The organism is Staphylococcus sp. GDY8P120P (genome assembly GCF_017892065.1).
GTDB classification, from domain to species: domain Bacteria; phylum Bacillota; class Bacilli; order Staphylococcales; family Staphylococcaceae; genus Staphylococcus; species Staphylococcus nepalensis.
The window spans coordinates 14,454-41,448 of sequence record NZ_JAESKI010000026.1 but is presented as its reverse complement, the minus strand read 5'-3'; the positions used below and the strand labels follow the sequence as shown (position 1 = coordinate 41,448).

Annotated in this window: 22 protein-coding genes and 1 pseudogene; 7 read left to right on the top strand and 16 right to left on the bottom strand. The window is 33.3% G+C overall.

Annotation, left to right across the window (positions count from 1 at the left end; translation table 11 throughout):
* Positions 1-129: 129 nt before the first annotated feature.
* Genes KA900_RS12825 through KA900_RS12815 form a run of 3 tightly spaced genes read left to right on the top strand, consistent with a single transcriptional unit; the run spans position 130 to position 5,022 of the window.
* Entirely contained in the window at positions 130-2,088 is a 1,959-nt protein-coding gene (locus KA900_RS12825) for a beta-glucoside-specific PTS transporter subunit IIABC (protein WP_210139725.1), read from the top strand.
* A gap of 27 nt (positions 2,089-2,115) precedes the next feature.
* Positions 2,116-3,546: a 6-phospho-beta-glucosidase gene (locus KA900_RS12820; RefSeq protein ID WP_210139724.1), complete on the top strand. Its 1,431-nt coding sequence runs from the start codon at positions 2,116-2,118 to the stop codon at positions 3,544-3,546.
* Between the two features lie 24 nt (positions 3,547-3,570).
* Positions 3,571-5,022 (top strand): glycoside hydrolase family 1 protein, encoded by a 1,452-nt coding sequence (locus KA900_RS12815; RefSeq protein WP_210139723.1) that lies wholly within the window; start codon positions 3,571-3,573, stop codon positions 5,020-5,022.
* A gap of 103 nt (positions 5,023-5,125) precedes the next feature.
* Here KA900_RS12815 and KA900_RS12810 read toward each other — a convergent pair whose 3' ends face one another.
* The 9 genes and pseudogenes from KA900_RS12810 to KA900_RS12770 form a co-directional block, all read right to left on the bottom strand.
* Positions 5,126-6,397, bottom strand: a complete 1,272-nt coding sequence (locus KA900_RS12810; RefSeq protein ID WP_210139722.1) for an amidohydrolase family protein — start codon at positions 6,395-6,397, stop codon at positions 5,126-5,128.
* Positions 6,398-6,741: 344 nt separating this feature from the next.
* Positions 6,742-7,911, bottom strand: a complete 1,170-nt coding sequence (gene pbp4 / locus KA900_RS12805; RefSeq protein WP_210139721.1) for a penicillin-binding protein PBP4 — start codon at positions 7,909-7,911, stop codon at positions 6,742-6,744.
* Between the two features lie 64 nt (positions 7,912-7,975).
* Complete coding sequence (locus tag KA900_RS12800) at positions 7,976-8,653, bottom strand: M15 family metallopeptidase (protein ID WP_210139720.1); 678 nt, start codon at positions 8,651-8,653, stop codon at positions 7,976-7,978.
* Between the two features lie 396 nt (positions 8,654-9,049).
* Positions 9,050-10,549 carry a glycosyltransferase gene (locus tag KA900_RS12795; protein ID WP_210139719.1) on the bottom strand — a complete coding sequence of 500 codons (1,500 nt, stop codon included), beginning with the start codon at positions 10,547-10,549 and terminating at the stop codon, positions 9,050-9,052.
* A gap of 415 nt (positions 10,550-10,964) precedes the next feature.
* On the bottom strand, positions 10,965-12,980 hold the full coding sequence (gene ptsG / locus KA900_RS12790) for a glucose-specific PTS transporter subunit IIBC (protein WP_210139718.1): 2,016 nt from the start codon (positions 12,978-12,980) through the stop codon (positions 10,965-10,967).
* 189 nt (positions 12,981-13,169) lie between these two features.
* Positions 13,170-14,003 carry a glucose PTS transporter transcription antiterminator GlcT gene (glcT, locus tag KA900_RS12785; protein WP_210139717.1) on the bottom strand — a complete coding sequence of 278 codons (834 nt, stop codon included), beginning with the start codon at positions 14,001-14,003 and terminating at the stop codon, positions 13,170-13,172.
* Positions 14,004-14,439: 436 nt separating this feature from the next.
* Positions 14,440-14,721, bottom strand: a pseudogene (locus KA900_RS12780) (cation efflux transmembrane domain-containing protein); the annotation flags it as partial.
* A gap of 398 nt (positions 14,722-15,119) precedes the next feature.
* Positions 15,120-15,542, bottom strand: coding sequence for a carboxymuconolactone decarboxylase family protein (locus tag KA900_RS12775; protein WP_096808133.1), 423 nt, complete (start codon positions 15,540-15,542; stop codon positions 15,120-15,122).
* A 122-nt stretch (positions 15,543-15,664) separates the two neighbouring features.
* Positions 15,665-16,546 carry a LysR family transcriptional regulator gene (locus KA900_RS12770; RefSeq protein ID WP_107644296.1) on the bottom strand — a complete coding sequence of 294 codons (882 nt, stop codon included), beginning with the start codon at positions 16,544-16,546 and terminating at the stop codon, positions 15,665-15,667.
* 117 nt (positions 16,547-16,663) lie between these two features.
* Between KA900_RS12770 and KA900_RS12765 the strand changes: the two genes are divergently transcribed.
* Positions 16,664-17,440, top strand: coding sequence for a 3-hydroxybutyrate dehydrogenase (locus KA900_RS12765; protein ID WP_210139716.1), 777 nt, complete (start codon positions 16,664-16,666; stop codon positions 17,438-17,440).
* Between the two features lie 291 nt (positions 17,441-17,731).
* Here KA900_RS12765 and KA900_RS12760 read toward each other — a convergent pair whose 3' ends face one another.
* The gene (locus tag KA900_RS12760; protein ID WP_096808130.1) at positions 17,732-18,619 is read right to left on the bottom strand and encodes a 5'-nucleotidase, lipoprotein e(P4) family; all 888 of its coding nucleotides are present in this window, start codon (positions 18,617-18,619) and stop codon (positions 17,732-17,734) included.
* A 273-nt stretch (positions 18,620-18,892) separates the two neighbouring features.
* Between KA900_RS12760 and KA900_RS12755 the strand changes: the two genes are divergently transcribed.
* The 3 genes from KA900_RS12755 (at position 18,893) to KA900_RS12745 (ending at position 22,104) form a co-directional block, all read left to right on the top strand.
* Positions 18,893-20,311, top strand: coding sequence for an anion permease (locus KA900_RS12755; protein ID WP_210139715.1), 1,419 nt, complete (start codon positions 18,893-18,895; stop codon positions 20,309-20,311).
* A gap of 459 nt (positions 20,312-20,770) precedes the next feature.
* Positions 20,771-21,724, top strand: a complete 954-nt coding sequence (locus KA900_RS12750) for an NAD(P)-dependent oxidoreductase (RefSeq protein WP_210139714.1) — start codon at positions 20,771-20,773, stop codon at positions 21,722-21,724.
* A gap of 14 nt (positions 21,725-21,738) precedes the next feature.
* Positions 21,739-22,104 carry a cupin domain-containing protein gene (locus KA900_RS12745; RefSeq protein ID WP_210139713.1) on the top strand — a complete coding sequence of 122 codons (366 nt, stop codon included), beginning with the start codon at positions 21,739-21,741 and terminating at the stop codon, positions 22,102-22,104.
* 247 nt (positions 22,105-22,351) lie between these two features.
* Here the strand turns inward: KA900_RS12745 and KA900_RS12740 are convergent, their stop codons facing one another.
* Genes KA900_RS12740 through KA900_RS12715 form a run of 6 tightly spaced genes read right to left on the bottom strand, consistent with a single transcriptional unit; the run spans position 22,352 to position 26,580 of the window.
* On the bottom strand, positions 22,352-23,440 hold the full coding sequence (locus KA900_RS12740) for a DUF871 domain-containing protein (RefSeq protein WP_210139712.1): 1,089 nt from the start codon (positions 23,438-23,440) through the stop codon (positions 22,352-22,354).
* A gap of 6 nt (positions 23,441-23,446) precedes the next feature.
* The gene (locus tag KA900_RS12735; protein ID WP_096808125.1) at positions 23,447-23,734 is read right to left on the bottom strand and encodes a hypothetical protein; all 288 of its coding nucleotides are present in this window, start codon (positions 23,732-23,734) and stop codon (positions 23,447-23,449) included.
* A gap of 1 nt (position 23,735) precedes the next feature.
* Complete coding sequence (locus tag KA900_RS12730; protein ID WP_096808124.1) at positions 23,736-24,056, bottom strand: PTS lactose/cellobiose transporter subunit IIA; 321 nt, start codon at positions 24,054-24,056, stop codon at positions 23,736-23,738.
* Positions 24,057-24,073: 17 nt separating this feature from the next.
* On the bottom strand, positions 24,074-25,369 hold the full coding sequence (locus tag KA900_RS12725) for a PTS sugar transporter subunit IIC (RefSeq protein WP_103373284.1): 1,296 nt from the start codon (positions 25,367-25,369) through the stop codon (positions 24,074-24,076).
* 36 nt (positions 25,370-25,405) lie between these two features.
* Positions 25,406-25,705 (bottom strand): PTS sugar transporter subunit IIB, encoded by a 300-nt coding sequence (locus KA900_RS12720; protein ID WP_210139711.1) that lies wholly within the window; start codon positions 25,703-25,705, stop codon positions 25,406-25,408.
* A gap of 14 nt (positions 25,706-25,719) precedes the next feature.
* Entirely contained in the window at positions 25,720-26,580 is an 861-nt protein-coding gene (locus tag KA900_RS12715) for a MurR/RpiR family transcriptional regulator (protein WP_115341790.1), read from the bottom strand.
* Positions 26,581-26,995: the final 415 nt, after the last annotated feature.

Here is a 26,995-nt window from a genome sequence, read left to right as displayed (position 1 = left end):
TGTTTTTATTTAGCTAAAGCTAGCCTAGCTATTTGTTTTTTAAATAAATTACGTTAATTGATTGGCCATCATCAACGTATTAAACTTATGTATTCTTTAAACAAAATGAAAATTGAGGTGAATTTATCAATGAAATATGAAGATTTAGCGAAAGATATCGTAGCCAAAGTTGGAGGAGAAGAAAATATTAATTCTCTTACCCACTGTATTACACGTTTACGTTTTAAATTGAATGATGAAGATAAAGCTGATACAAAATATTTAAAACAACATGATGACATCGTTACAGTAATGAAATCAGGCGGACAATACCAAGTGGTGATTGGTAACCATGTGCCCGATGTATACGATGCAATTACTAAAATAACACGTTTAGATTCAGATAATGAAAATCAAGCACAAGCGGCTAATTCAGGTAATATGTTAAATCGGTTTATTGATTTAATATCTGGTATCTTCCAACCTATTTTGGGCATTCTTGCAGCTGCTGGGATGATTAAAGGTTTCGCTGCACTATTCTTATCACTTGGTTGGTTAACTGAGACATCTGGCACATATCAAATATTATTTGCATTGGGAGATGCATTATTTTATTTCTTCCCTGTATTTTTAGGTTTTACAGCTGCTAAAAAATTTGGTTCAAATCATTTTATTGGTATGGCCATAGGTGCAGCTATTGTATATCCTTCATTAGTATCTGCAATGGAATTAGGTGCTAAGGGGGCGCATATACTTTTTGCTGGTACCATTTTTGAAGTAGAGTCAAATTTGTCGTTTCTAGGGATACCAGTTATATCTATGACCTATACATCAAGTGTTATTCCTATTATCGTTGCGATTTATTTTGCAAGTATCCTTGAACGTAAATTAAAACGTATTATTCCAGATGTTGTTAAAACATTCTTTGTTCCATTTTTCACTTTACTCATTATTGTTCCCCTGACTTTTATAGTGATTGGACCTATATCTTCTTGGATCGCTAATTGGATTGGTTCAGGAGCAATAAGCATCTATGAATTAAGCCCTATATTAGCAGGTTTATTGCTAGGTGCTTTTTGGCAAGTGTTTGTTATATTTGGGATCCATTGGGGGCTTGTTGCAATTATGATTAACAATGTTTCTACCACTGGATATGATATTATATTCCCACTTATTTTTGCAGCATCCTTTGCCCAGACTGGTATCGTTATTGGTATTTTCTTAAAAACAAGAAATACTAACCTGAAATCAATTTCTTTACCAGCTGCTATTTCTGGCATATTTGGCGTGACTGAACCTGCAATTTATGGCGTTACATTACCTAGAAAAAAACTCTTTATTTATAGCTGTATTATTAGTGGCTTATTTAGTGGATTTGTGGGTTTCGCAGGTACAAAAATGTATTTTATGGGCGGCCTTGGCATTTTTGGTTATACCACGTTCATTGGTGATAATGGCTTAGATTCTACGTTCTGGGCTATTGTAGTTGCTTCATTATTAGCCGTAGTTGTCGGTGGTATCGTTGGTTATATTGTCCATTCTGATAAAAAAGAAACTACAGTACAAGCTACCGCACCAGAATCAGAACAACCTAATAATGACCAAGATAATAATGATGCAGTCAATACCATAAATGAAAATATACCGGAACCCAAGGACGACTTTATTGTGGCACCTGTGTCTGGTGAGATGAAAAAGCTTGAGCTTGTTGATGACCCGGTATTCTCATCTCTCGCAATGGGTAAAGGCATCGCTATCAAGCCTTCCTCAGGCATCATCGTGGCTCCGTTTGATGCAACTGTAGAAAGTCTATTTCCTACTGGTCATGCAATCGGTCTGAAATCAAAAAATGGGACAGAGTTACTCATTCATATAGGAATTGATACAGTGAAACTAGATGGTTTAGGTTTTGAACCGTTAGTAAATCAAGGCGATACCGTTCAAGTCAATCAACCACTCATACAATTTGATTCAGAAACAATACGCAACCATTCATACGATGACATCGTCATGGTTGTCATAACCAATACAAATGAAACAAAAGATGTCGTTATACAAGAGCAAGACACAATTAAAGAAAGAGACTCGCTCATCTCTGTTATTTATTAATTTCAAAAATTCAAGGAGGTCAATAATATGTCAGTATTAGGTAAAGATTTTTTATGGGGTGGCGCTATCGCTGCCAATCAAGTTGAAGGTGGATATGATAAAGCTGGTAAAGGGCTAAGCCTTGTAGATTTACTTCCTGCAGGAGAAGCACGAAAAGAACCACTATTTAACCCAGCTAAAGGATTGAATAATAGTTTTGATTTTTACCCTAGCCACCAATCTATTGATTTTTACCATCGGTATGAAGAAGATATCAAGTTATTTGCTGAAATGGGGTTTAAAGCATTACGTTTTTCAATTTCTTGGCCTAGGATTTTCCTACACGGTGATGAAACTGAACCCAATGAAAAAGGTCTAGCATTCTATGATAATGTATTTGATACTTTAGAAAAATATAGTATTGAACCGATTGTTACTATTAATCATTTTGATACCCCTTATTATTTAGCTGAGAATTATGGTGGATGGTATAACCGTAAAACTGTAGATTTCTTCTTAAATTATGCTACTGTCCTATTCGAGAGATATAGTCATAGAGTTAAGTACTGGATTACACATAATGAAATCAATATGATTTTGCATATTCCTTATATTGGTGGCGGTCTAATTATCCACGAAAATGACAATAAAAACCAAATAATGTACCAAGCTGCTCATCATCAACTTATTGCCTCAAGTCTTGCTACAAAAATTGCTAAAGAAATTGATGAAACGAACCAAATTGGTTGTATGTTAGCAGCTGGCGACGTGTACCCCAATACGTCACATCCAGATGATGTAATGGCTGCACTGTCAAAAAATAGAGAACAATATATATTTATAGATGTTCAATCTCGCGGTGAATATCCTAGTTATAGTCAACGTATGTTTGAAGATTTAGGCGTATGTATTGAAAAACAAACTGGTGACGACGAAATTTTAAAAACATACACAGTAGATTATATTTCATTTTCTTATTATTCAAGCCGACTCGAAAGTGGAAATAAAGAAATTAATCAAAACAAAGAAGCCGGGAACGCCTTTGCTTCACTCAAAAATCCTCATTTAGAAGTGTCAAATTGGGGCTGGCAAATCGACCCAGTAGGATTAAGAGTGACAATGAACCAAATATACGATCGCTATCAAAAACCATTATTTATCGTGGAAAACGGTCTAGGTGAAATCGATAAAGTTGAAGAGGATGGCAGCATTCATGATACTTATAGAATTAAATATTTAAGCGAACACTTAAACCAAATGATTGAAGCCGTGAAAGATGGCGTACCGTTGCTTGGATATACTTCGTGGGGTTGTATAGATTTAGTTTCTGCAGGTAGTGGTGAAATGAAAAAACGCTATGGCTTTATTTATGTTGACCGAGACAATAAAGGAAATGGTTCTTTAAATAGATTACGTAAAGATTCATTTTATTGGTATCAACAAGTTATTCAAAGTAATGGCGAAAACTTATCATATTAATTTAAATATAGAGGAGTATTCAATATGGAAAAAATCAACGGATTTAAAAAAGGATTCTTATGGGGCGGCGCTACAGCTGCTAATCAAATCGAAGGCGCATATAATTTAGACGGTAAAGGGTTATCTAGTGCGGACTTCTCAGAATATATTCCTAAAGACCAACGTACCGGGGATAATCATATGGAAGTAACTTCAGATTTTATTGATAAAGTTACTTCCGGACAGTATCAAGGTCGTTTCCCTAAACGTGATGGTATAGATTTTTATCATAACTATAAAGAAGACATTAAACTATTTGCTGAAATGGGATTCAAAGCATTTAGGATGTCCATAAATTGGGCACGTATTTTCCCAAAAGGTTACGAAAAAGAACCTAATGAAGCCGGTCTTGCTTTTTATGATGATGTATTCAACACATTAAAATCATACAATATTGAGCCTGTTGTAACACTAAGTCATTATGAAACACCTTTTGGTTTAACAGAAAAGTACAATGGTTGGATAAATCGTAATGTCATTAATCATTTTGTTCACTATGCTGAAACTGTTTTTAACCGCTATAAACATGACGTCAAATACTGGATAACATTTAATGAAATCAATGTTATTAATATTTCGCCTTTCACAGGTGGCGGTATTATTTCAGATAAATTAGATGATCCTTTAGCAGCTTCATATCAAGCGCTCCATCATCAATTTGTAGCGTCTGCACTAGCTACTAAAAAATTAAAAGAAATAATACCGAATGCCAAAATGGGGTGTATGATAGCCCGTATGAAACATTATCCATATACTTGTAACCCACAAGATGTTTTAAAATCACAGCAAGAAGATCAAATGAATTTAATGTATACAGATGTACAAGTCAGAGGTGAGTACCCTAACTATTACAAACAATTTTTAGCAGATAACGGAATTGAATTGGATATTCAAGATAATGATTTAGATATCATTAGTCAACATACAGTTGACTACTTATCATTTAGTTATTATATGTCTATGTTATCTTCTATTTCCCCTGAAGGACAAACAACTCAAGGTAATTTAATGAACAGCTTAAAAAATCCCTATTTAGAAGCATCTGATTGGGGTTGGCAAATTGATCCGATTGGTTTAAGAATTGTGTTAAATGAGCTATGGGATCGTTATCGTGTACCATTATTTATTGTAGAAAATGGTTTAGGCGCAGTCGATGAGGTGGTTGATGGCGCAATACATGATGACTATCGTATAGATTACTTAAGCAAACATATGAGTGAAGCTAAAAAAGCTGTTCAAGATGGTGTGGATTTAATTGGCTATTTATCTTGGGCGCCAATCGATTTAATTTCTATGTCTACAAGCGAAATGACAAAACGTTATGGTTACATTTATGTTGATCAAGACAACTATGGTAATGGCAGTATGAAACGAATGAAAAAAGATTCATTTGAATGGTATAAAAATGTAATTTCAACTAATGGCACATCATTATAATATATTTCATTGATAAGCGGGCACTGTTCCAGTGCTCGTTTTTCGTATAAAAAATACCAACGACTTAAGCGTTGGCATGACCTCAAAATTAAAAGTACGTATATTATTTTGTTTTGCGATCAATATCTAATTCGGTTGTATATTTAGGTTTCTCTTTTTTAAATAAATATGCTCCATTTCGAATAGATGCAATACAATCAACGCGTCGGCGTTGTGCTTCAAATACATTTGGAGCATCCAGTACAATAAAATTCGCTGGTTTTCCTTCAGATAATCCATAAATATCATCTAATCCCATTAATTTTGCTCCATTATAAGTAATTAAGTCAAAATTACGCGGAAAATCTTCTTCGCGCATTAATTGTGTCGCATGTAAGCCGTTATCTAAAATATTCATTAAATTACCAGAGCCTGCTGGGTACCATAAATCAACAATTGAATCTTGCCCAAAAGCAACATTAATCCCATTATCTACAAATTCTTTAACACGCGTTAACCCTCTTCTTTTTGGATAAGTATCTTGTCTACCTTGTAAATATAAATTTTCAGTTGGGCATGAAACAAAATTCAAGCCAGATTGACGAAATAAACCCATCATTCGAAATGCATAAGCATCATCGGCTGAACCAAACGAACAAGTATGTGAAGCTGTGGTAGATTGACCATAACCTTGTTTCATCGCTTCTGCATTTAACTTTTCTAAGAAGCGTGCTTGTGTATCATCTGTTTCGTCACAATGGACGTCGATTAATTTATCATATTTAATAGCAAGCCTAACGATTTCTTTAATGGAATCAGCTCCTTCTTCCGGGCTCCATTCATTATGTGGAATACCTCCAACACAATCTGCGCCTAATCGTAAAGCTTCTTCAACTAATTCACGCCCTGTTTTACCTTCTTCTTTAAAGGCATACATACCATTTTGTGGGAACGCTACGACTTGAATCGTAATATTATCTTTTAATTCATCTCTTACTTCAAGCGCTGCTTTAATACCAGTTAAGTTTGGATCCGTGCAATCCGTTTGCGCACGAATGTACTGTGTTCCGTAACTTGCAACATCATTAACTGCTTGGCGCATACGCGATTTCATTTCTTCTTTTGTCGTGCCTTTCTTATAATCATTCCATAAATCAATAGCTTCAAACAATGTGCCAGATGTATTTTTGATTTGCGAATCTTGTCCTGTAAAATAGTAATCTAAATGAAGGTGAGCATCAACATACGGTGGCAAGACTAATGCCCCTTCTAAATCAATAATTTCATCGGCTTTACCAAGATTATTGCCAAAAGCCTTGAACTTACCATTTTCTACTAAAATTTCCGATGCCTTATCATGTTTATAAATTGATACATTAATGAATTTTTTACTCATTAACCAAACCTCCTATTCTTTTCTACCATAAGCCTTAAGAGACGTTTAAGCAATTGATTTCCCAGGCAATATTTATTTTTGTTTTCCTCTCATTTTCCTCGTACTATAAATGATTTAACGACTTAAAATATAGTAAAATAGACAAGCACAGTTTTTAGAGAGATGTACTTACTTGAACAATCATTTAGTTATCCTCTGTGGCATAAACTTTAATTAACTAAACTTTCTCATAATGAACTTTACGTTTCCGAACGGTATTGATACCTTGTATATTGCTTTAAAAACTACAATGTTTTCTAACATACATTAGTTTGAAGTTTACTTTGTAATGTTTAATTCATGTTTTATCTAAATAAATTTTTGAAAAAAGCCGTGAATTTGTTTTCCTCTTTCTTTAATGAAACATCTACCTTTGGCGCGTGTGTGCCCTTAATAAATTGCCGTTTATAAGACACGTATGCTTTGCCTTCTTTATCTACATTCAATTTCACGTTCTTCATCTTTTTAGGAACAACATCGTACAAATCATTTTGTACATGATATGTTTTATCGTTAATTTTATGTTCGCCTTCGCTTAATACTTTTCTATATTCATATTTATTAAATTGTTTATTGATATGTTTATTAGCTATTTTATGACGTTCGTTTTTTGCTTTATCGCTTGGAAAAGGCTTAACATTTAAAATAACTTCATTAAGACGCAGACCATCACGTTTACTCGTTAACGCTAAACTGTAGCCTTCATCACTGGTCCCCGTTTTTAAACCATCCGCCCCCTTTAAGTCAAACCGTTGTCCTTTTAAAGAAAGATTTTTAGTTTTCAATTCTGTACCAAATTGATTATCTTTCGTCTTAGAACTATACGTTAAAACCTCAGGGTGATCTTTTAATAAGTGTTGCATTAAAATTATCATATCTTGTGAGGTTGTCTGAGTCTTACGCTCTTTTTTATATTTTTCAGGTGTATATTGGTGTAATAGTTGATTATCTGCGCCTGTAGGATTTACAAAATGCGTATGCTCCATACCAATCTTTTTAGCTTTATCATTCATTTGGTTTGTAAATGTCGACGTTGAACCAGCTATTTTTTCACCTAAAATCAGTGTCGCTGCATTACTTGATTCTAAAGTAATCTGTCTTAAAAATTGATCAATCGTATAAGCTTGTTCCATCTCTAAAGGGACGCTTGCTAAATGAGGTAATTCAGACATCTTTTCATAATCTTGAGTTATCTGTATTTTATCTGATGCTTTTATATCCCCGTTTTCTATAGCATCAAAGGTCAAATACATTGTCATCATTTTAGTTAGAGAAGCTGGATCTGTTACTTTGTCATCATTAGATTGATAAAGAATTTGACCGGTTTGAGTTGTCACACTAACGCTTTCTGGTTTATATTGCTCCTCATATGTATCTTGGGACGTTGCTGATTGAGCTGTTGCTGAAGATGTTGGTATTATCATAGTTAAAGAGAGTATACAACTTAGACTCACCACGATTATTTTGTTTAACACTTATGCTCATTCCTCTCTCAATGATTTATAATAAGTAGTCAAAATGCCTTAATTGTGAACTCTATTATTTTGGATATAAATCTAAATATTCCTCTAATGTTTCGCTATGGTTATATAACGCTTTAGCAGTATCTTTTCCTACATATCTTATATGCCAAGGCTCATATTGATAACCAGTTATATGCGTTTTGCCCTTAGGATATCTTATAATAAACCCATATTTATGCGCATTATGTTTTATCCATTGCCCTTCTTCCGTCTTGCCAAATGATGTTTTGAAGTTAGTATCTGTGTTCTCAGAAACAATATCATATGTTAAACCAGTTTGATGTTCTGAATGACCTGGTTTAGCACTATATTTATTGGCAGCTGCTTTTCCATCTCTTTGAACATAACGATTAAATAATTGTTCTTGAGTTTGGTAACTTCTAAAACCACTCGCACTTGATAAATGATATCCTTTCTTATTACCATCGTTTAAAAATTTATGTAGCGCTTCACGGGCCACTTCGTTCTCACCCGGGTTAAAATGTGCTGGTAAGGAAATATCTTTATTTACAACTAAAATCTCATCGATATAAGTAACACCATTCTTAACTGTTTTATTATGTTTATCTTCATTTTTTTGATTTTGCTTTTTTTCATGATTTTTGCTATCTGCATGATGAGGTTCACTCTCTTGGTTCGAGCATCCAACTAAAATCAAACACAACATGGCAACCAATAATTTAAACTTATTCATTGTTACTCCTTTAAAAAATAAAATTAAAACTAATATAATATACAATATAATAGCTAAGTAATTAATTGCATTTATCATTAATATAACACGCCGTATATAAGAGACAAAGCTTTTGCTAGTATTTTTATCTTTTATTATTAACAATAGCAAAACTATAACGCTTAAAATGTTATTTCTTTTTTTATGATATCCGCTTTATGAAGACAAAAAAACTTCGTAACAATAACACAAAAATGACGTAAAGACGTAAAATATATCAATCTCTTGTACGTTAAAAAACAGTTACCATCTTGAGTTTGAGAATGGCAACTGCTTTTACGTTATATATTCACATTTTTAAGTCGAATGTTTAAATTATTAATAAGTAGACTTTATAAAAATGTCTATCATACTCATTTATTTAGTATGACCTATATCTTGAAATAGTTTATTATAGTTTTCTACAGCTTTTTTATGACTTAGTTCTGATCTGGTCTCAACATGTTCAAATGGCTCTTCTATAATTTTCACCATATATTCTGTAAAGGCATTAATATCATCCGGTTCAACTAGATAACCATTTTCCCCATGTTTAATAATCTCTGACGGCCCATATCTAACATCATAAGAAATCACTGGACAACCAACTTCAATACTTTCCATTACAGTTAACCCAAATCCTTCAAATTTACTTGTTAACAATGCAGCTTTTGATTTTTGGAACTCTTTTAAAGGTGTGTTTGTATATTCATTAATCTCTACTTTATCTTGAATACCAAATTGCTCGATTAAGTCTAACAATGCTTCTTTCTGCCCGTCTTCGTCTTTTCCAAATATTGCTAATTTCATATCGTATCCACTGTCTAAAAACTGTTTATATGCCTTAATTAAATGATCTACTTGTTTAGCTTTACCTATTCTGCCTAAATAGATAAATCTATTTAATTGCTCAATATTATTATCACGTGGATAGGGTTCCATGGAATGTGGTATAACTGCAAAACGATGCTGATCAATCGCTGTTTCTTTTTGAATATCATAGGTTTGCTTATGCGTTAATATAATGTACTTTTCAACTTTGTCAGGGTGTTCTAGTGCAAATTTATAAGAACCTTTTACTTTTTCTCCATTTAGATGACTACTATGAAATACTAGGATGTTTTTCGTAGCATTAGATTGCGTTAATAACGGTTTATCTAATAACCTTGCGTCATTAAATACGATGTCGTTATCATTAAAACGTTGTTCGAAATAATATTTAAACAAATCCCTCTCACTACTAAAAGCTAAATAAGGCCTACTATTCTTATAAATTTGAATATAGTCTAACGTGTTATCTTTATCGTTTTTAAAAAACTTTTTACAATATACATTTTCCTGTGTGTCAAAATATACTTCGTATGATTTTGCAAACGGGTTATGTAGGTAATAGATTTTGCGATGTAATTGACCAAACATATTGTATTCCCAGCGTTCTAATCTTTTTGCACTAATCGGCGACATAAAATCTTCAAATTGCATAACATCACTAGACTGATAATATTTGCGATAAAGTACATATTGATTTTCATTAAAATAACGTATAATGTTCCCGTTTTTTGATGATTCATCCGTTAAACCTTTGATTTTACGATTTGTCGTTTGATATTTTGGTTGATTTTTAAATTTCTTTTTAGGTGTCTCCAATAATTTAAAACCACTCAACCAATCATATAAATTTTCAAACTCTGTATTTTTCGTTACTTTTCCTTCATTAATAAATTTTTCATATACTGAAGCGTAATTTGCATTATAATTCGTTGTAAAAATTTTGCTCGTTACGCCTAATTCCGTATCAATCAATTTAATACGACTTAACAACGCTTTCGTTCTACCACCATGTACTGGCGGTAATGTACTTGTTACTGTATAAATCATGCTTTTCCCTCATTTTCACTATTGTATTTACTTAAATCGTTATTTTTCATGTTACGATGCTAGTAAATTAATTATTTATTTTGAATGATTTAATAATTATGTCCTATATATTATAAACTACTATGTATAAAACATCTAATATTATTTAAGTTTACATCTATTTTCAAAAAAGTAATATTTGAATATCTAATTAAACATTTAAGTAATACGTAATTTTGTTTTTTTGTGTATACCACGCATTTAATTTCTATTACCTTATTTTTAAATTCTAATAAATAAGTAACACTTTTCATAAAAAAACACCCTCGTATCAATTCATTTTAGTATGAATCAAACGAAAGTGTTTTTAACTTCCTTCTGCAAATAGGATACAGTGCAACATGTCTACCATGTATTAAGAAAGTTATTTATATTATTATAATTTAATTAAAACTTCACCTTGATCGACTGTGCCATCACGTGATGATTTAATCTCGTGTTCTCCAGAATTTGTGACAATAATTGGTGTAATATCGCTTTTCGCATTTGCTTTAATGTAACTTAAATCAACTGTCATTAACGTTTGACCCTTTGTAATCTCGTCGCCTGACTCTACATGAACTTCGAAACCTTCTCCCTTTAATCCAACCGTTTCTAGACCGAAATGAATTAATACTTCTACACCTGCTTCAGATTTTAAACCTATTGCATGTTTGGTAGGAAACACAAGTTCTACTATACCATCGAATGGTGCAACAACCTCTCCATTTTCAGGGTGAATGGCAATACCATCTCCCATTAATTTATCACTAAATACTTGGTCAGGAACTTCACTTAATGGTACTACATGACCCTTAAGTGGTGCATAAATTGTTTCTCCTTCAATAGCAACTGCTTGATTCGTATCTTCATTTTCTATTGTTGTCTCTTCAGGTTTGGTAATATTACCTGCCATAATTTGTGCCATGTCGTGTTTGATTTGATCTGATTTAGGTCCAAAAATAGCTTGCATATTATTACCCACTTCTAATACACCCGAAGCGCCTAATTGTTTTAGTGCTTCAACATCGACTTTAGACTTGTCATTAACTTCTACTCTTAAACGTGTAATACACGCATCAAGATGTTTAATATTTGCATTACCACCCATTGCATCTAATACTTTAAATGGTAACTCATTCACTGATACAGTATTGCTTTGCATTTCTTTATCTTCTCTACCAGGTGTTTTATAATTTAATTTTTTAATAATGAATCTAAATATAAAGTAATACATCACTGCATAAACGATACCTACTGGAATCACAAGCCACCATGATGTCTTATTTGGTAAAATATTCAGCAATAAGAAATCAATAAATCCACCTGAGAATGTATAACCTAAATGAACATTTAATACATACATAATCAAGAAGCCAAGTCCATCTAAAACTGCATGAATAAAAAATAAAAGTGGCGCTACAAATAAGAATGAGAATTCTAATGGCTCCGTAATACCTGTTAAGAATGAAGTTAAAGCGCCTGATAACATCAATCCACCAACTACTTTACGATTTTCTTTCTTTGCTGAGTGATAAATCGCTAATGCTGCTGCTGGAAGTCCAAACATCATCACTGGGAATTCTCCACCCATAAATTTACCAGCAGTTAACGGTACGTTTTCAGTAATTTGAGCAATAAAAATACGTTGGTCCCCATGAATGATTTGTCCGGCAGCAGTTTTAAAGCTACCAAATTCAAACCAAAATGGTGCATGGAAAATATGATGTAAACCAAATGGAATCAGTAGGCGTTTAATAAATCCAAATAAAAACACTGCTATACCAGTGTTTGAATCCAACAAACCTTCACTGAATGCATTTAAACCGTGTTGAATCGTTGGCCAAATCCACGCCATTGGAAAAGCTAGTATAAACGCACATGTTGCCATCATAATAGGTACAAATCGTTTACCAGCAAAGAACCCTAAATAACTCGGTAACGAAATGTTATAGAATTTATTATAACACCATGCAGCAAGCGCACCGATAATAATACCACCGAAGACACCCGTTTGTAGAGTTGGAATACCTAATACGCTTGCATAACCACTTGCTGCATCATCGACATTATCAGGTGTAATACCTAAAAATGCGCCCATTGTCTTATTCATAATCATAAAACCAACAAACGCAGCGATGGCAGCTACGCCGTCACCCCCAGCTAGACCGATGGCCACACCTAACGCAAAGATCATTGGTAAATTATCAAAAATAACAACACCAGCGCCCTCCATCATTTGCGCTACATGTTGAAAACCATCCATTTTAATAAAAGGTATGTATGATTGTAATACTTCTCCTTGTAAAACCGTACCAAATGCTAATAACAAACCAGCAGCTGGCAAGATTGCAACAGGTAACATGAGTGCTTTACCTATACGTTGCAGCTGACCAAAAAATTTCTTCCACATACTGTATAATCCTCCATTTTCAAGAAACTCTATTTATTTCATAAACTGAGCTATGAATTTATGTGCGTTTCTATGTATTTGCGTCAAAACAAGTTTAAAGACACAAAAAAAGGCATGAGTAAATAAACTGAGCTTTTGCTCGGTCTAAGTACTCATGCCTGATCGAATCAGTTACACGTGCTTCATTTATTATTGTGTTAAGTGGTTGATATGAATTGTCAGATATACAACTTCCGCTTCATATACTGTTACACCTAATTGTTTTTGCATCATTTTCATTATCTTGACCGCTATATTATAGCACAAGGGGTAATGCGCTTTCAACATATTCTCAAATTCAGTTTGTGACTTGATCGTCTCGCCTTTACTAAGTCTTCTAATTAAGAATTGAACATGCCTAATAAAGCGTTGATATTGTATAGATGACATATCTATAGATTGATGTAAATCATGCTCTATAATTTGAATGCATTTGCTAATTAAATCATTAATATGATTCATTTGGCTAATCGTTAAATTTTCCATATTAGACGCAATATGTAATGCAATAAAACCAATTTCGTCTTCTGGGAATTGAATTGGTAACACTGAATTAAGTTGGTGAATAACTGAAGCGGATATTTTATATGCTTCAGGGTACAAGTGTTTGGTTTCCATCGTAAATGGATTACTAATATATTGGTTTTGTTTCAACCGTTTATATGCAAATATAATATGATCTGTTAGTGAAACAACTAAATGATTGCCGTCAATTTCTATATCTGAATTGGTAATCATATTAATTGCATCAATAACCGCTTGGATAACAGCGTCATCTGCTTCTTCAATGAGCGCTTTATAATGTTCTTGTTGTGTCTTATGTTCCAATGCATAAATTTTTTCTATCATTGCTTCGTCATCCACGACCATCCCAGGTTTCTTATTAAAACCGATACCTTTGCCAATAACTACTACTTCTTTTTGCTGACGTGTACAAATAATAACATTATTGTTTAATGGTTTTTTAATATGATATTGTCCCATCATAAACACCTTTCTTGGTTAATGCTTAAAATTATATAGTTTATTTTAATCAATTAAAACTATGATGATGTACGTTTTTATTAAAATGAAAGATATGCCATAAAAAATACCCAAATCGCATACATAAGTGCAACGTTAAACTCATTTCCATCTTTACACTTAATAACTATTTGGGGAGTTATCTGTTAAAAAGTAATCGTTTTAAATACCATATTAAACGTTTATTTCTCCAAATTCTCAAAATACTTTTGGAATGACTATTAAATTTAAGATTCTCAATTTGTAACGTGGTATGTTTCATGTGATATTGATGCTCTAATAATCGAGATATATTATTATATGGTTTCATATGCTTTCTCTTCAGAAGCGCTATCAAACACTACATGAGCGCTCAAAAGGAGGGTGTTCTGTGGTGATAACATGGTTAGTGCTAAACATTCAAAAAAGCAGCTCGTATTTTCAATCTAAGAAAGCCAAAGATAAGCGAACAGTTGATTTTTCCAGCCGCAAAATAAATAGCTACCATAGACAAGCTCAATGCTAAAACGTCACTTAACATATGAAATGAATCTAATATCAACGTTAAAATGTTGGAAACCATGCCACCGATAAATATTACTACTATAAATATTAATGTGATAATTAAAGTTATCCATATTGTAAATTTAGAGTTTTGCTTTGTTTTTCTGTAATCAAAGTGATGAAAGTATGCTCCTCTACGCTTTACATACCCCTCCTATTGGCTTTATACAACAAACTATTTTTATATGTATATATACAGTTGTTACAACCCATTTATATTATAAAACGTTTTAAAAATCAATTATACAATTATTTTAGGTTAAAATAAATTTATTTTCGAATTTTCAAAGTCACTATTATCATCATTTTTATAAAAAAGCGAAAACACAGTTACAATAAGCATCTGCATTCTCGCTCTAAAGTGTATAATCGCGTTTTAAAAATCATTTGTCATACTATTATATTATTTATTTTGGCCAAAGTTTACCATACACCGTCCCAACACTCGCAATATAATATACATGTTCTCCAATCATTTAATTATAAACTGTTTATTAAATATAGCAGGTAATATATTGTCATCCATCTGTTCAATTATAAGGATTGGGATTGTTCTACTTTACGTGTATCAACGGAAATATCTCTGTCCGCAAACACTTTTTTAGCTACAGTTAAGGCATTTAATACACGTGGAAATCCAGTATATGGTATTAATTGTGTGATGACTTCGACAAGTTCTTCTGCTGTCACCCCTGACGTCAATGCGGTATTCATGTGTAACTCCAATTGCGGTTCCGTACCTTGTGTAATCAACGATGATACTGTCACCAATGCACGCTGTTGGTTGGTTAGCCCGTTACGTGAGTATATGTCACCGTATGCGAATTCCATGATATATTTTGATACATCTGGTGCAATATCTTTAAGATTTTCAGCTATCTGTAAATGTGTTGTGCCTGTTTCTGATGTATATGTCATTAATTTATCTATACCTTGTTGGTATCTTGTCTTTTCCATCGTTTATCACTCCCATGTATTCATTCAAATCTATCTCTGAACAATTAATACTATAAGATTGAACAAACGATTTGTTAAATACATAATCGTCATCATTGCTATAACTCATAGTTATAGTACATCTAAAGATCACTATCTAATATATAATCAATCAAAGCTTGAGTAGCAAAAGAACGATGACTGCCTTTTTTTACAATAATACCTACTTTCCAAGGTATATAAGGATCGGTGATGGGTAATGAAATGATTTTCTCTTTATTTATTTTGCGATTAAGTGAGCCAGGAAAAAAAGTAATCCCCAAGTTATTCTCCACCATATCTTTGATAAAATCCCATTGCGAACTTTTATATGCAATATGCGGTTGAAAACCGAAATCATTACATTCCTGAATAATACGATCGTGCATTGTAAAGTCTTCAGTAAATAAAATCATGGGCTCATCTTTAACATCCATCATTGAAATCTCAGAATGATTTGCAAGTACATGAGACTTGTGCAAAAACAACATCAATCTATCTTGAGTCAATGGAATAACATCAAAATCATTTTGGTCCACAGGTAACATCACAATACCGCAATCTAAATCTCCTTTATCTACAAGATGAATTACGTTGTTTGTCCCCTCCTCTGTTAACGCCACTGTTATACCTGGATAGGCTGAAGCAAACCCCTTCATAATATTAGGGAAAAACATAATTCCAATGAGGGAAGGCAAACCCATTTTAATGTGACCGCTTTTAAGCATTGCATTATCTTCTAAACTTGAAGTTAACGTTGAAATTGTATTAAGTATTTGTTTACCATATTGATAAACAATTTCTCCAGAATCAGTCAGTCTTACACGTTTATCTGTACGGTCTAACAATTCGACACCAAGTTCTGTTTCAAACGCCTTAATTGTTTTACTTAACGCTGGCTGGGAAATATGTAATGTTTGAGATGCTTTGGTAAAACTACCTTGTTGTGCAACTTCTAAAAAATAACTGATTTGGCGTATTTCCAAGTTTGTTCCCCCCTTTCACTATTACTAAAAGTTATACCTTTGATTATATTTATTCATTTTACTTATCATTTTTATAGATGTAAACTAAACATTATAAACAATGATGGAGGGATAGATATGTTAAAAGATAAAGTAGCAATGATTTCAGGATCCGCTAGTGGCATCGGGTTAGAAATTGCTAAAGTCTTTTTAAACGAAGGTGCAAAAGTCGTGTTTACTGATATTGATCAAGATAAATTAGACCATGTCGTTCAATCATTTCAAACAAAAAACTTTGAATGTATAGGTATTGTAGCTGATGTTTCCGATGAAGAAGATGTTAAAAATTTAGTAAATCAAACTGTAAAACATTATGGCCGTATTGATATATTAATCAATAATGCAGGTTTGCAACATGTAGCAAATATAGAAGATTTTCCAACTGATAAATTCAAACAGATGATCGATATTATGTTGGTTGGCACTTTTATTATGACTAAATATGCGCTACCTATTATGAAAAATCAGCAATATGGGCGTATCTTAAATATGTCTTCTATTAATGGACTTGTCGGCTTTTCTGGCAAATCTGCTTACAACAGTGCCAAACATGGTATTATAGGTTTAACAAAAGTGACTGCTTTAGAAACCGCACAAGACGGCATTACTGTCAATGCAATATGCCCTGGTTATATTGATACGCCACTCGTGCGTGGCCAGATGGAAGATCTTGCGAAAACGAGAAATGTCAGTATCAAGCAAGTATTGGATGAAGTGCTATTTCCGTTAATTCCTCAAAAACAACTAGTTGATATACAAGAAGTAGCTGATTACTCTGTATTTATTGCCAGTGACAAAGCTAAAAGCGTTACAGGTCAAGCCATCGTTATTGACGGCGGTTATACAGCACAATAATCTTCTCAACCTAAAAGTCTATTGGCATAGTTCGAAACAGCATGTCAATAGACTTTTTTATATATTTTATTTTTTCACGTGAAACACTTCGTTCATTTTAAACTCATATAATCAGTTGTTTTCATTAATTGACTATAGTGAACTCAGGCATCTGAATACTGCCCCGTTGGTTTTCAATCTTACTTCTTCAATCTATGCTTATTCTATCTCTATCCTAAAATGGATCAAGCTAGTTTTCGTTTAATCCAATAAAGGCCATACCATGTAACGTGTTTCCATTGTCTCTCTTTATTATTCTACTTCGCCTGTGGATGGGTTAAACTGTTTAATAGATTCTTTTCTTAATGCGTCTTTTTGTTCATCGCTAATATCAAAGTCGTTATTATACAATGTGCCTTCCCAACTACCATACATAGGATTTGGGAAAATAATGTATTTCTTACCAAATTCGTCTTTGTGTTTTTGCACAAATTTTTCACGTTCTTCAGCAGTAGGTTTTTTAGGTTCTCCAAAATCTAACAAGTTATCACCAAATAACATAACTAACTTATGGTCTTTTTCTACTGCTTGTCTACGTGATTCTTTACTTTTATCATTTTTACCTTTTAACAAAATATGATCTTCTGTTGCTTGTGGAATACCCTGCGCTTTTAAATTCTTTTGTGTCGCTTTAAAATCTTTGTCTTGGTCTCTATCAGAAATATAATAAATAGCTATCCCTTTTTGATCAGCGTATTTTAGAAATTCCTTTGCACCATATACAGGTTTCGCTGTTGCAGCTTCTACCCACTCGTGCCAACCTTCTGGATGTACTTTGTTATTTAAGGATGCATAACCTTGATAAGGAGAATTATCTAAAACTGTTTCATCTAAATCTAATGCGATTGCAAGTTTATGATCCCCTTTATTCTTTTTAATTTCTTTATCTAATTGGACTTGGGCGCTGTTATACCCTTGCAAATACAATGCTTTTGCTTCAGCGGAATTTTGATACCATGAAACAGCCATCGTATTTTCAGTACCTAAATTCACTTTTTCTTGCTGCTGATCCTGTTGTTCAACGACCGGTGCACTGCCCCCACTAGCGTTAGCAATTGATGTGTATGTAGAGAGTGGCGCAGCAACTGAAAATACCGCTGACAGTGAAAATGTCACAACATATTTTGAAAATTTATTCATATACTCACCTCATAAAATTTGATATATATTATATTTTAAAGAATATATTAATTTAAACAAAATGTGAATAGTTACTTTAACTATTATATTTTTCACATTGCCATAAGAAATATTTCATAGCTCTTTTTTGTAAATACACGTTTGCGTTGATCATTAAAAAAATTATTGCTAAATATATAATTTTTTTCCATTCTTTTTCTTTACAGCACTTTTTTATAAGGGTAGATTGATAATTGTAATGAGTAATCTGTGTAGAAAGAAGGAAAGTTCAATATGCAAAATTCAATAAGATACCGCAAATTCATTCTCCCCCTTGTCATCGGTATACTGATTTGGGCACTGACCCCCCTTAAGCCAGAATCATTAAGCATACAAGCTTGGTATATGTTTGCTATTTTTGTATCAACTATTATCGCTTGTATTACGCAACCTATGCCAATTGGTGCTGTATCCATATTAGGTTTTACTTTTATGGTGTTGACTGGTGTTGCCGATATAAAAACGGCTGTGCAAGGGTTTGGTAATAATAGCATTTGGCTTATTGTCATAGCCTTTTTTATCTCAAGAGGCTTTGTAAAAACAGGACTAGGACGTCGCATCGCTCTAAGATTTGTGAAACGATTTGGTAAAAAAACATTAGGTCTCGCCTATGCGCTTGTAGGTGTCGATCTTATATTAGCCCCTGCTACACCAAGCAATACGGCCCGTGCGGGTGGTATTATGTTTCCAATTATTAAATCTCTATCAGAATCATTTGGTTCAGACCCTAAGCAAGGATCTGAGCGAAAAATGGGCGCGTTTCTAATTTTCACAGAATTTCAAGGTAATTTAATTACTGCTGCAATGTTTTTAACTGCTATGGCTGGTAATCCCCTCGCTCAAAACCTTGCAGAAAGTACTGCTCAAGTACATATAACATGGATGAATTGGTTTTTAGCTGCCCTAGTCCCTGGATTACTTTCTCTCATTATTGTTCCATTCATTATTTATAAAATATACCCACCAAGTATTAAACAAACGCCTAACGCTAAAAATTGGGCAGATAATGAGTTAACTAAAATGGGCAAAATCTCAATACCAGAAAAATTTATGATTGTCATCTTTATCATAGCATTGACGCTTTGGGTTACAGGCAGCCTAATTCAAATTGATGCTACATTGACTGCATTTATCGCACTATCATTATTACTCATTACTGGCGTATTAAACTGGAAAGATATTTTAAATGAAACAGGTGCATGGAATACATTAATCTGGTTCTCAGTACTTGTATTAATGGCTGATCAATTAAATAAACTAGGCTTTATCCCATGGTTAAGTAAACTGATTGCAACAAGTTTAGGTGGCTTTAGTTGGCCAATCGTACTGGTTATGTTACTCATTTTCTATTTCTATTCACATTATCTATTTGCTAGCGCTACTGCTCATGTTAGCGCAATGTACGCTGCACTGTTAGGCGTTGCTATTGCAGCCGGGGCGCCACCGTTATACAGTGCGCTCATGTTAGGTTTCTTCGGTAATCTATTGGCTTCGACAACACATTATAGTAGTGGACCTGCGCCAATATTATACGCGGCTGGTTATATAAGCCAAAAACGTTGGTGGACAATGAATTTTATCTTAGGTATCGTTTATTTTATTATATGGATTGGTTTAGGATCTCTTTGGATGAAACTCATCGGCATTCTGTAATACACTGTGCCGGTTCTAATTGAGTCTAGAACAAGTCAAACACTAAAAGAATTAAACAGTATAACCATTAGCTAGATAGATTGCCTTCCACTCATAATCATCATAAAAAACGCTGTATAAATGTATACAGCGTTTTTTCAAGTTATTTTTCAAGCGTTTAATCATTGTAGTAAGACGCTCTATTAATATATTTTATTTTTTAATCATACTAGCTGTCCCATTATTCATTAGATTATAAAAATGATCAATCAGATCTTCTTTAGAAATAGGTGTGCTATCTTGTACCCAGTGCTTAATGAGTGAAATGCCTGATCCCGATACATATCTCATAAAATTTGTTTGTTTTATACAAAACGAAACTTTGAGTTCATCATTTTAGACATACCTAATCACTAGATAGATGCTACACTTAAGATAAATATTGTGAATATTTTCACATAATAAAAGGAGACGATTTTTATGAAAAAGGTTTTTATCGCAGGCGCAATCCCTGAAATGGGACTTAGTCAACTTGAAAAACATTTTGAGGTTGATATGTACACAGGTAAAACGTTAATTTCTGAAGCATTATTAATTCAAAAAGTTCAAGATGCAGATGCATTAATCACTTTATTGTCTACTAACGTGAGCCGAAAAGTCATTGAATCGGCGCCAAAACTAAAAATCATAGCTAACTATGGTGCTGGTTTTAATAACATTGACATCCAAGCTGCCCGTGAACACCATATTGATGTTACGAATACACCGATTGCTTCCACAAATGCAACAGCAGATTTAACGATGGGCGTTTTATTGGCTGTCGCTCGCCGTATTCCTGAAGGCGATCAACTTTGCCGTAACGAAGGATTCAATGGTTGGTCCCCTTTATTCTTTAGAGGACGTGAAGTATCAGGTAAAACAATTGGTATTATCGGCTTAGGAGAAATCGGTATGGCAGTTGCAAGACGTGCTAAAGGGTTTGATATGAGTGTGCTTTACACAGGGCCAAATCGCTATAAAGATAAAGAAGCTGAATTAAATGCTGAATACGTCACACTCGATGCACTTTTAGAACGTTCAGATTTTGTAACTATAAATTGTTCGTATAATGAACAATTAAAGCATATGATTGATTACCAAGCGATTCAAAAAATGAAACCAACTTCATACTTAATCAATGCATCTAGAGGGCCAATTGTTTATGAGGCCGAATTAGTCAAAGCACTTAAAGAAGGCGTGATTGAAGGTGCTGCACTGGATGTATTTGAATTCGAACCACAAATAACAGAAGCGCTTAAATCAATGAAAAATGTAGTCATTACACCACACATTGGTAATGCAACTTTTGAAGCAAGAGATATGATGGCTGATATTGCAGCGACAAACGTAGTGAAACAACTTAGCGGTGAAACACCCAATTATATTGTGAACTGACAGGAGTGAAAGCTATGTTACACACATCTAACCGTTTTTTTAAAATTAATGATTTACAACATTTTTCTGATGAAGCAGCGAAAAAAACAATATTCTATGAATCAACACATTCAGCCGGTGCTGTTTGGTGTCTAAAACCAGGTCAAACATTGCCTTGTCACACACACAAAGATGCAGATGATGTTTGGATTGTTCTCCAAGGCAAAGGTACATTTTTCACAAACAATAATAATCAAAAAACCATCCAAGCAGGTGATATATTTGTATCATTTCCAGGCGATGCCCATGATATGACCAATACAGGCGACGAAGACTTTGTGATGCTAGGATTCGCTACCCCTATGCCACTCGACTTTAACCCCTATGAATGCCCTCAATAGCCATTATACAAATAAAAACCTAAGATGATTTGTTATACTAAAAAGGATTGGCGAGTACCGTAGCTCCCAATCCTTTGCTTCAATGGTGGGTAGACTAACCTCTCTCCTGCAGTAAATGCGTTTCCTATTTTTTAAATCATATTTTGTTGCTTTCCTTTTAACAATTCGTAATATAATCGGTAAGCTTTAAACAGGCAACTGCTCTGTATCCTTTTGTGACATCGTTCGTAATTCAATGACATGGTTTTTAAGATATTACTTTTAATTCAAATGGTTGCCAAGGTTCAAGTAAATCTAATAAAAAATGCTCTTCTTTTCTAACATGGCCTATGACATTTTTATAACCTTTGTTTACCATATCTTGTAATGCGATTTGCATTTCACCTTTGTAATGCCCGTATGCCTCATTACAAATCATAATATCTCCTTTAACAATTTGGTTTGTATTATTTGGAGGGAAATCTTCATTTTTATAATGCACACGACTCATAGTTGAACGTATCACGTAGTCTGATACATCCCCTCGGTTAAAATGAAATTCTTTTTCGATGACTTTTCTATCTAATGACGTAATATCATTACTCAAATAAACATCAAAGCTAGGCATAGTCAAATTAATTTCTGAGAGTGCTCGCAATTCTGATTCAGAAGCAAATGCGTTACCAATCAATAAATCATCTATTACATTTGTCATTAATAAATGCTTGGCTTGTACTGTTGTAAGTAAATTTCTATGGCTTTCTAAAGTAGGCAAACCTTCCATAATCTTCCACGGCCCTATCTTTCCTTCTTGTGAAGTCACAAAAGCTGCAGTTTTAATAGCATTTTTTTTATAAGACTCGCTCGTAGTTATCAAACGGTTGTAAGATAAACCAGTGTATGTTTGAGGATAAAAGTTATGGCAACCTATAAGTTGGTTCAAATTGGGTTTATAACTTAAGACATCTTCAATAAAAGTTGCGCTCACACTGATATTTAATTCTACAAACATATGCTCTTGGTTATAACTCATTTGTGCTATTTCTTGGGCTGAAAACCCAGCGTCCACGCGTATGCCTGATACACCTAATGATTTAAAAAAGGATAAATCTTTAAGCGTTAAATTCAAATCTTTAAACACTTTATGATTAATATCTGCAATAACTATCATATTGTTTTCTGTAGCAACTCTAACAACTGATTTAAACTTTTGAAATACCGCTTCATCATCATTTTTTACTGATAATAAATTTGTGAATACACGTTTAAACCCATATTTCGCACTTAATTCAATATAATGAATCATTTCTTCTAAACAAGATTGTGTCGGATAAACTGATATTCCTAATTTATGCATATACATTTACTCCTTATCTGATTTATACAAAATGCCTCTCATTTGTCGTTTATCAATAAGTACACGTGATTTTTCAAAAAAGAGAATACTTGCAAATATTAATAAAAACAACATAGCGCCCCACCCCAATATATTAATCTTTTCAAATATCAATACTGGGACAACAATGATAAATGGAATCGCTACAAGTAATACCCATCTATTAAAATTGAATTTGTTTACTATAAAATGAGCTATTTTGTAGCAGCAAAATACAAGAAAAAACAATAATATAATATAAACAAATCGTATCATATCAACACTTCTCTTCTAATTTTTTATATAAAACAATCATTTTTTCAATTAAATTTTTCTCACTAATGGCTGTCATCAAGTGATCTTGAGCATGAATCATTAATAACGATGTTTCTACTTTGTCACCATTTATTTCAGATTGTATAAGCTCTGTTTGTATATTATGTGCTTTACTCATTTCTTGCTTCGCTTGTTCCATAAATTGGTTGGCTTGTTCAAAATTAAATTCTGTTGCCGCATCAAGCGCTTCATATGCTAAGCTTCTTGCATTTCCACCATGTGAAATGATTTCGAATATAGATTGTTCATTTTGCTCGCTCATCTAATCCCCCATCTCATTTAATCATCGTTTAACGGATCGTTTATGTTACCTTGTTCTTGTTCTATCATTTTACGTTCATACATTTTGAAGAATGGATAATAAATGATAACTGCTACTATAAGGTTAAATACTACCAACACAAGGGCTCGCCAATCACCGTTTGTGGCAAATAATGCACCCAAAGGTCCGGGTAACGTCCACGGTGCTAATATTGTAATCTTTGCAATCAAACCTAACTTAAATACAAAATAAGTAATCGTTGTTAAAATCAGTGGAATGCCTATAAATGGTAAAGCAAGAATCGGATTCATTACTAATGGCGCACCAAATATAAGTGGTTCGTTAATATTAAATATGCTGGGTATAATGGAGAAGCGACCGACCTTCTTCAAATATTCTGATTTTGAAAATATCATCAATATACACAAACTAAGTGTTGCGCCTGCCCCGCCTATCCATACAAACCATTGGAAAAATGGTTCAACAATAATATGTGGTAACGGCTCACCTGCAGCTTTAGCATCGATATTTTGGTCTAATAAAGAAAACCAAATGGGTTGGAATACTGCACCCATGACAGCCACGCCATGTATACCAGCTGACCATAAAAGCACTATGAAGAATACTGGGATTAAAGCGCCTAATAAACTGTCACCCGCAAAATTGCCTAATGGTTCAAAAATTTTATTAATAATCGCATTTAAATCTATATTTAATATGACTCTTACAAACCAAGATATAACGATAATCACTATCGCAGGTACCAAAGATTCAAAAGAACGTGCAACTGATCCCGGTACTTGGTCTGGCATTTTAATTGTAAAACCTGATTTCACTACTAAACGCATCATTTCAACAGCAAATATCATTGATATAATCGCTACAAACAACCCGGAGCCACCTAAGTCAGCCATAGGTAACACGTAACCCATTGCATCCCTTTGAGGTAATTTATCATCCAAATTAACCGGTAAAGTCATCATTAGAAATGTGGCAAGTGAAAGTAAGCCGCCTGCCTGCCCATCCATTTTATAGGATTTCGCCAGACTATACCCCATTGAAAACGCAGCATAAACTGCCATTAATCCTAACGTCATCCTATTGGCTATCATTATTTTTTCAGCATGTGGTTCTACTAATTTTTCCAAAGCAGGTATCGGTGGCGATGCAAATAAAGTAAAAAATGAACCAACAATAATTAAAGGTAGTGTTGCAATAATACCATCGCGAATAGAGGTCAAATGTCTCTGTTCGGATGCTTTAGCCATGGGTGGCATCAATACTTTTTCAATCCATTTCAAAAATTTCTGCATAACATACACCCTTTGTTCACTTATTTAGCTTAGCGCTTATGCATACGTTTGTATTTGCTTTAAAATCTTAGGCGCCCCTATTGGCGTATATCCCATTGGATCTATAACATCTACAGGTTTATTTGCCGCTTCTCCCACCTCTTTGAATTTATCTAATCGATGTCTCACTTGAGGCGCTACTAAACCTAAATCATAGTCAATTATTTGATTTTCAAATGTTTCCGTTCCAACTGCTTTAATTTCTAAATTAAAATTTTCTTTTTCTGCTTCTTTCTTTACAGCGTCAACAATCATAGAACTAGACATACCACCTGAACAAACCATTAATACTTTCATATCAATACACTCCTCTAATATTTTCTTTTTTTAACTTTAACTGCTTGTCGTGTGTTCTCTAACAACTTCGTATACCTTTCATAATTTCTACTAGCTAATGATATAAATAAAATATCTATAACATTTAACATTGCGATGCGTGAACTCATAGCTGCACTCCTCACTGGCTTTTCTACAGAACTAAAAAACAAATTAATATTTGCTAAATCAGCTATGTAATTCTTACTATATTTAGTTATAGAAATAATTTGCGAGCCTTTGTCACGAGCTAATGACAGAGACTGTATCATATCTTCTGTTTGCCCCGTGTTCGAAATGGCAATGACAACATCTTCATTCGTTAAATTAGCACTCAATGTCGCTTGTTCATCGTAGCTCTTACCAACCTCGCACCATTTATCAATACGTGTTAACTTCTGTTTCAAATCTTCTGCGATAATAGATGAAGCTCCAATACCAAAAACACAAATTTTCCTAGCTTTATTTAATATTAATATTGCTTGCTCTAGTTCCTCAGGTGATAAAATTTGAGCAGTATTTTTTATAGATTTAATGTTACTTTGAGAAATGCTATTAATCACACTTTCTTTTGAATAGTTCATGTTTAATTCATCATAATCAGGGCCTCTTTCGTTGGCGTTATTAAGTTCCATTGCAATTTTCATTTTCAAATCTTGAAAACCCTTACATTTAATTTTTTTAGATAACCTAACAATCGTCGCTTCACTGACGTTTGTTAGGTTTGCTAGATGTTGTATTGAACTATTGATTGTTTCATGCGGGTGATCTATAACATATTGCGCCACCCTATATTCCGATGGATTCAAATTCGTTAACGATGATTCCAATAATATTAAAGTATTTCTAATAACCATCACCTCTTTAAAACAATATTTCGTATTATTTATAATCTACAAAATATTGTTTCGTGTGTCAAATTAAATTATTAATGTATATTCACACTTAGATATGTCTGCTTATTTTGTTAATACATTTGGTTATGCTATAAAAATCTCCTATTAATATAATTGTTTCTCTAATCAAGCTACGCTCTTTTTTGTATTAAGTGTACATATTCATCCTTGTGTTACCATTGCTTTTTCATTAAATAAAAATGGATTACAGGGTGAAGCAGGCTTCGTGATTACCAATTTTTTAGTAATGAGTTATTAAAATAGTATTGATAGCGTTATGATTCATGACTTTAATTCAAAGAAGCTCACACTAAAAGCATGTTTTAATTTCACGAAATTTTTTTATAAAAAAGTGAACTTATCACGTTAAACATAC

Bases quoted from the DNA above. Each gene is read 5' to 3' on its own strand.
- KA900_RS12825 (WP_210139725.1), top strand. From the start codon at position 130: ATGAAATATGAAGATTTAGCGAAAGATATCGTAGCCAAAGTTGGAGGA.
- KA900_RS12820 (WP_210139724.1), top strand. From the start codon at position 2,116: ATGTCAGTATTAGGTAAAGATTTTTTATGGGGTGGCGCTATCGCTGCC.
- KA900_RS12815 (WP_210139723.1), top strand. From the start codon at position 3,571: ATGGAAAAAATCAACGGATTTAAAAAAGGATTCTTATGGGGCGGCGCT.
- KA900_RS12810 (WP_210139722.1), bottom strand. From the start codon at position 6,397: ATGAGTAAAAAATTCATTAATGTATCAATTTATAAACATGATAAGGCA.
- KA900_RS12800 (WP_210139720.1), bottom strand. From the start codon at position 8,653: ATGAATAAGTTTAAATTATTGGTTGCCATGTTGTGTTTGATTTTAGTT.
- KA900_RS12795 (WP_210139719.1), bottom strand. From the start codon at position 10,549: ATGATTTATACAGTAACAAGTACATTACCGCCAGTACATGGTGGTAGA.
- ptsG (WP_210139718.1), bottom strand. From the start codon at position 12,980: ATGTGGAAGAAATTTTTTGGTCAGCTGCAACGTATAGGTAAAGCACTC.
- glcT (WP_210139717.1), bottom strand. From the start codon at position 14,003: ATGGGACAATATCATATTAAAAAACCATTAAACAATAATGTTATTATT.
- KA900_RS12775 (WP_096808133.1), bottom strand. From the start codon at position 15,542: ATGGAAAAGACAAGATACCAACAAGGTATAGATAAATTAATGACATAT.
- KA900_RS12765 (WP_210139716.1), top strand. From the start codon at position 16,664: ATGTTAAAAGATAAAGTAGCAATGATTTCAGGATCCGCTAGTGGCATC.
- KA900_RS12760 (WP_096808130.1), bottom strand. From the start codon at position 18,619: ATGAATAAATTTTCAAAATATGTTGTGACATTTTCACTGTCAGCGGTA.
- KA900_RS12755 (WP_210139715.1), top strand. From the start codon at position 18,893: ATGCAAAATTCAATAAGATACCGCAAATTCATTCTCCCCCTTGTCATC.
- KA900_RS12750 (WP_210139714.1), top strand. From the start codon at position 20,771: ATGAAAAAGGTTTTTATCGCAGGCGCAATCCCTGAAATGGGACTTAGT.
- KA900_RS12745 (WP_210139713.1), top strand. From the start codon at position 21,739: ATGTTACACACATCTAACCGTTTTTTTAAAATTAATGATTTACAACAT.
- KA900_RS12740 (WP_210139712.1), bottom strand. From the start codon at position 23,440: ATGCATAAATTAGGAATATCAGTTTATCCGACACAATCTTGTTTAGAA.
- KA900_RS12735 (WP_096808125.1), bottom strand. From the start codon at position 23,734: ATGATACGATTTGTTTATATTATATTATTGTTTTTTCTTGTATTTTGC.
- KA900_RS12730 (WP_096808124.1), bottom strand. From the start codon at position 24,056: ATGAGCGAGCAAAATGAACAATCTATATTCGAAATCATTTCACATGGT.
- KA900_RS12725 (WP_103373284.1), bottom strand. From the start codon at position 25,369: ATGCAGAAATTTTTGAAATGGATTGAAAAAGTATTGATGCCACCCATG.
- KA900_RS12720 (WP_210139711.1), bottom strand. From the start codon at position 25,705: ATGAAAGTATTAATGGTTTGTTCAGGTGGTATGTCTAGTTCTATGATT.
- KA900_RS12715 (WP_115341790.1), bottom strand. From the start codon at position 26,580: ATGGTTATTAGAAATACTTTAATATTATTGGAATCATCGTTAACGAAT.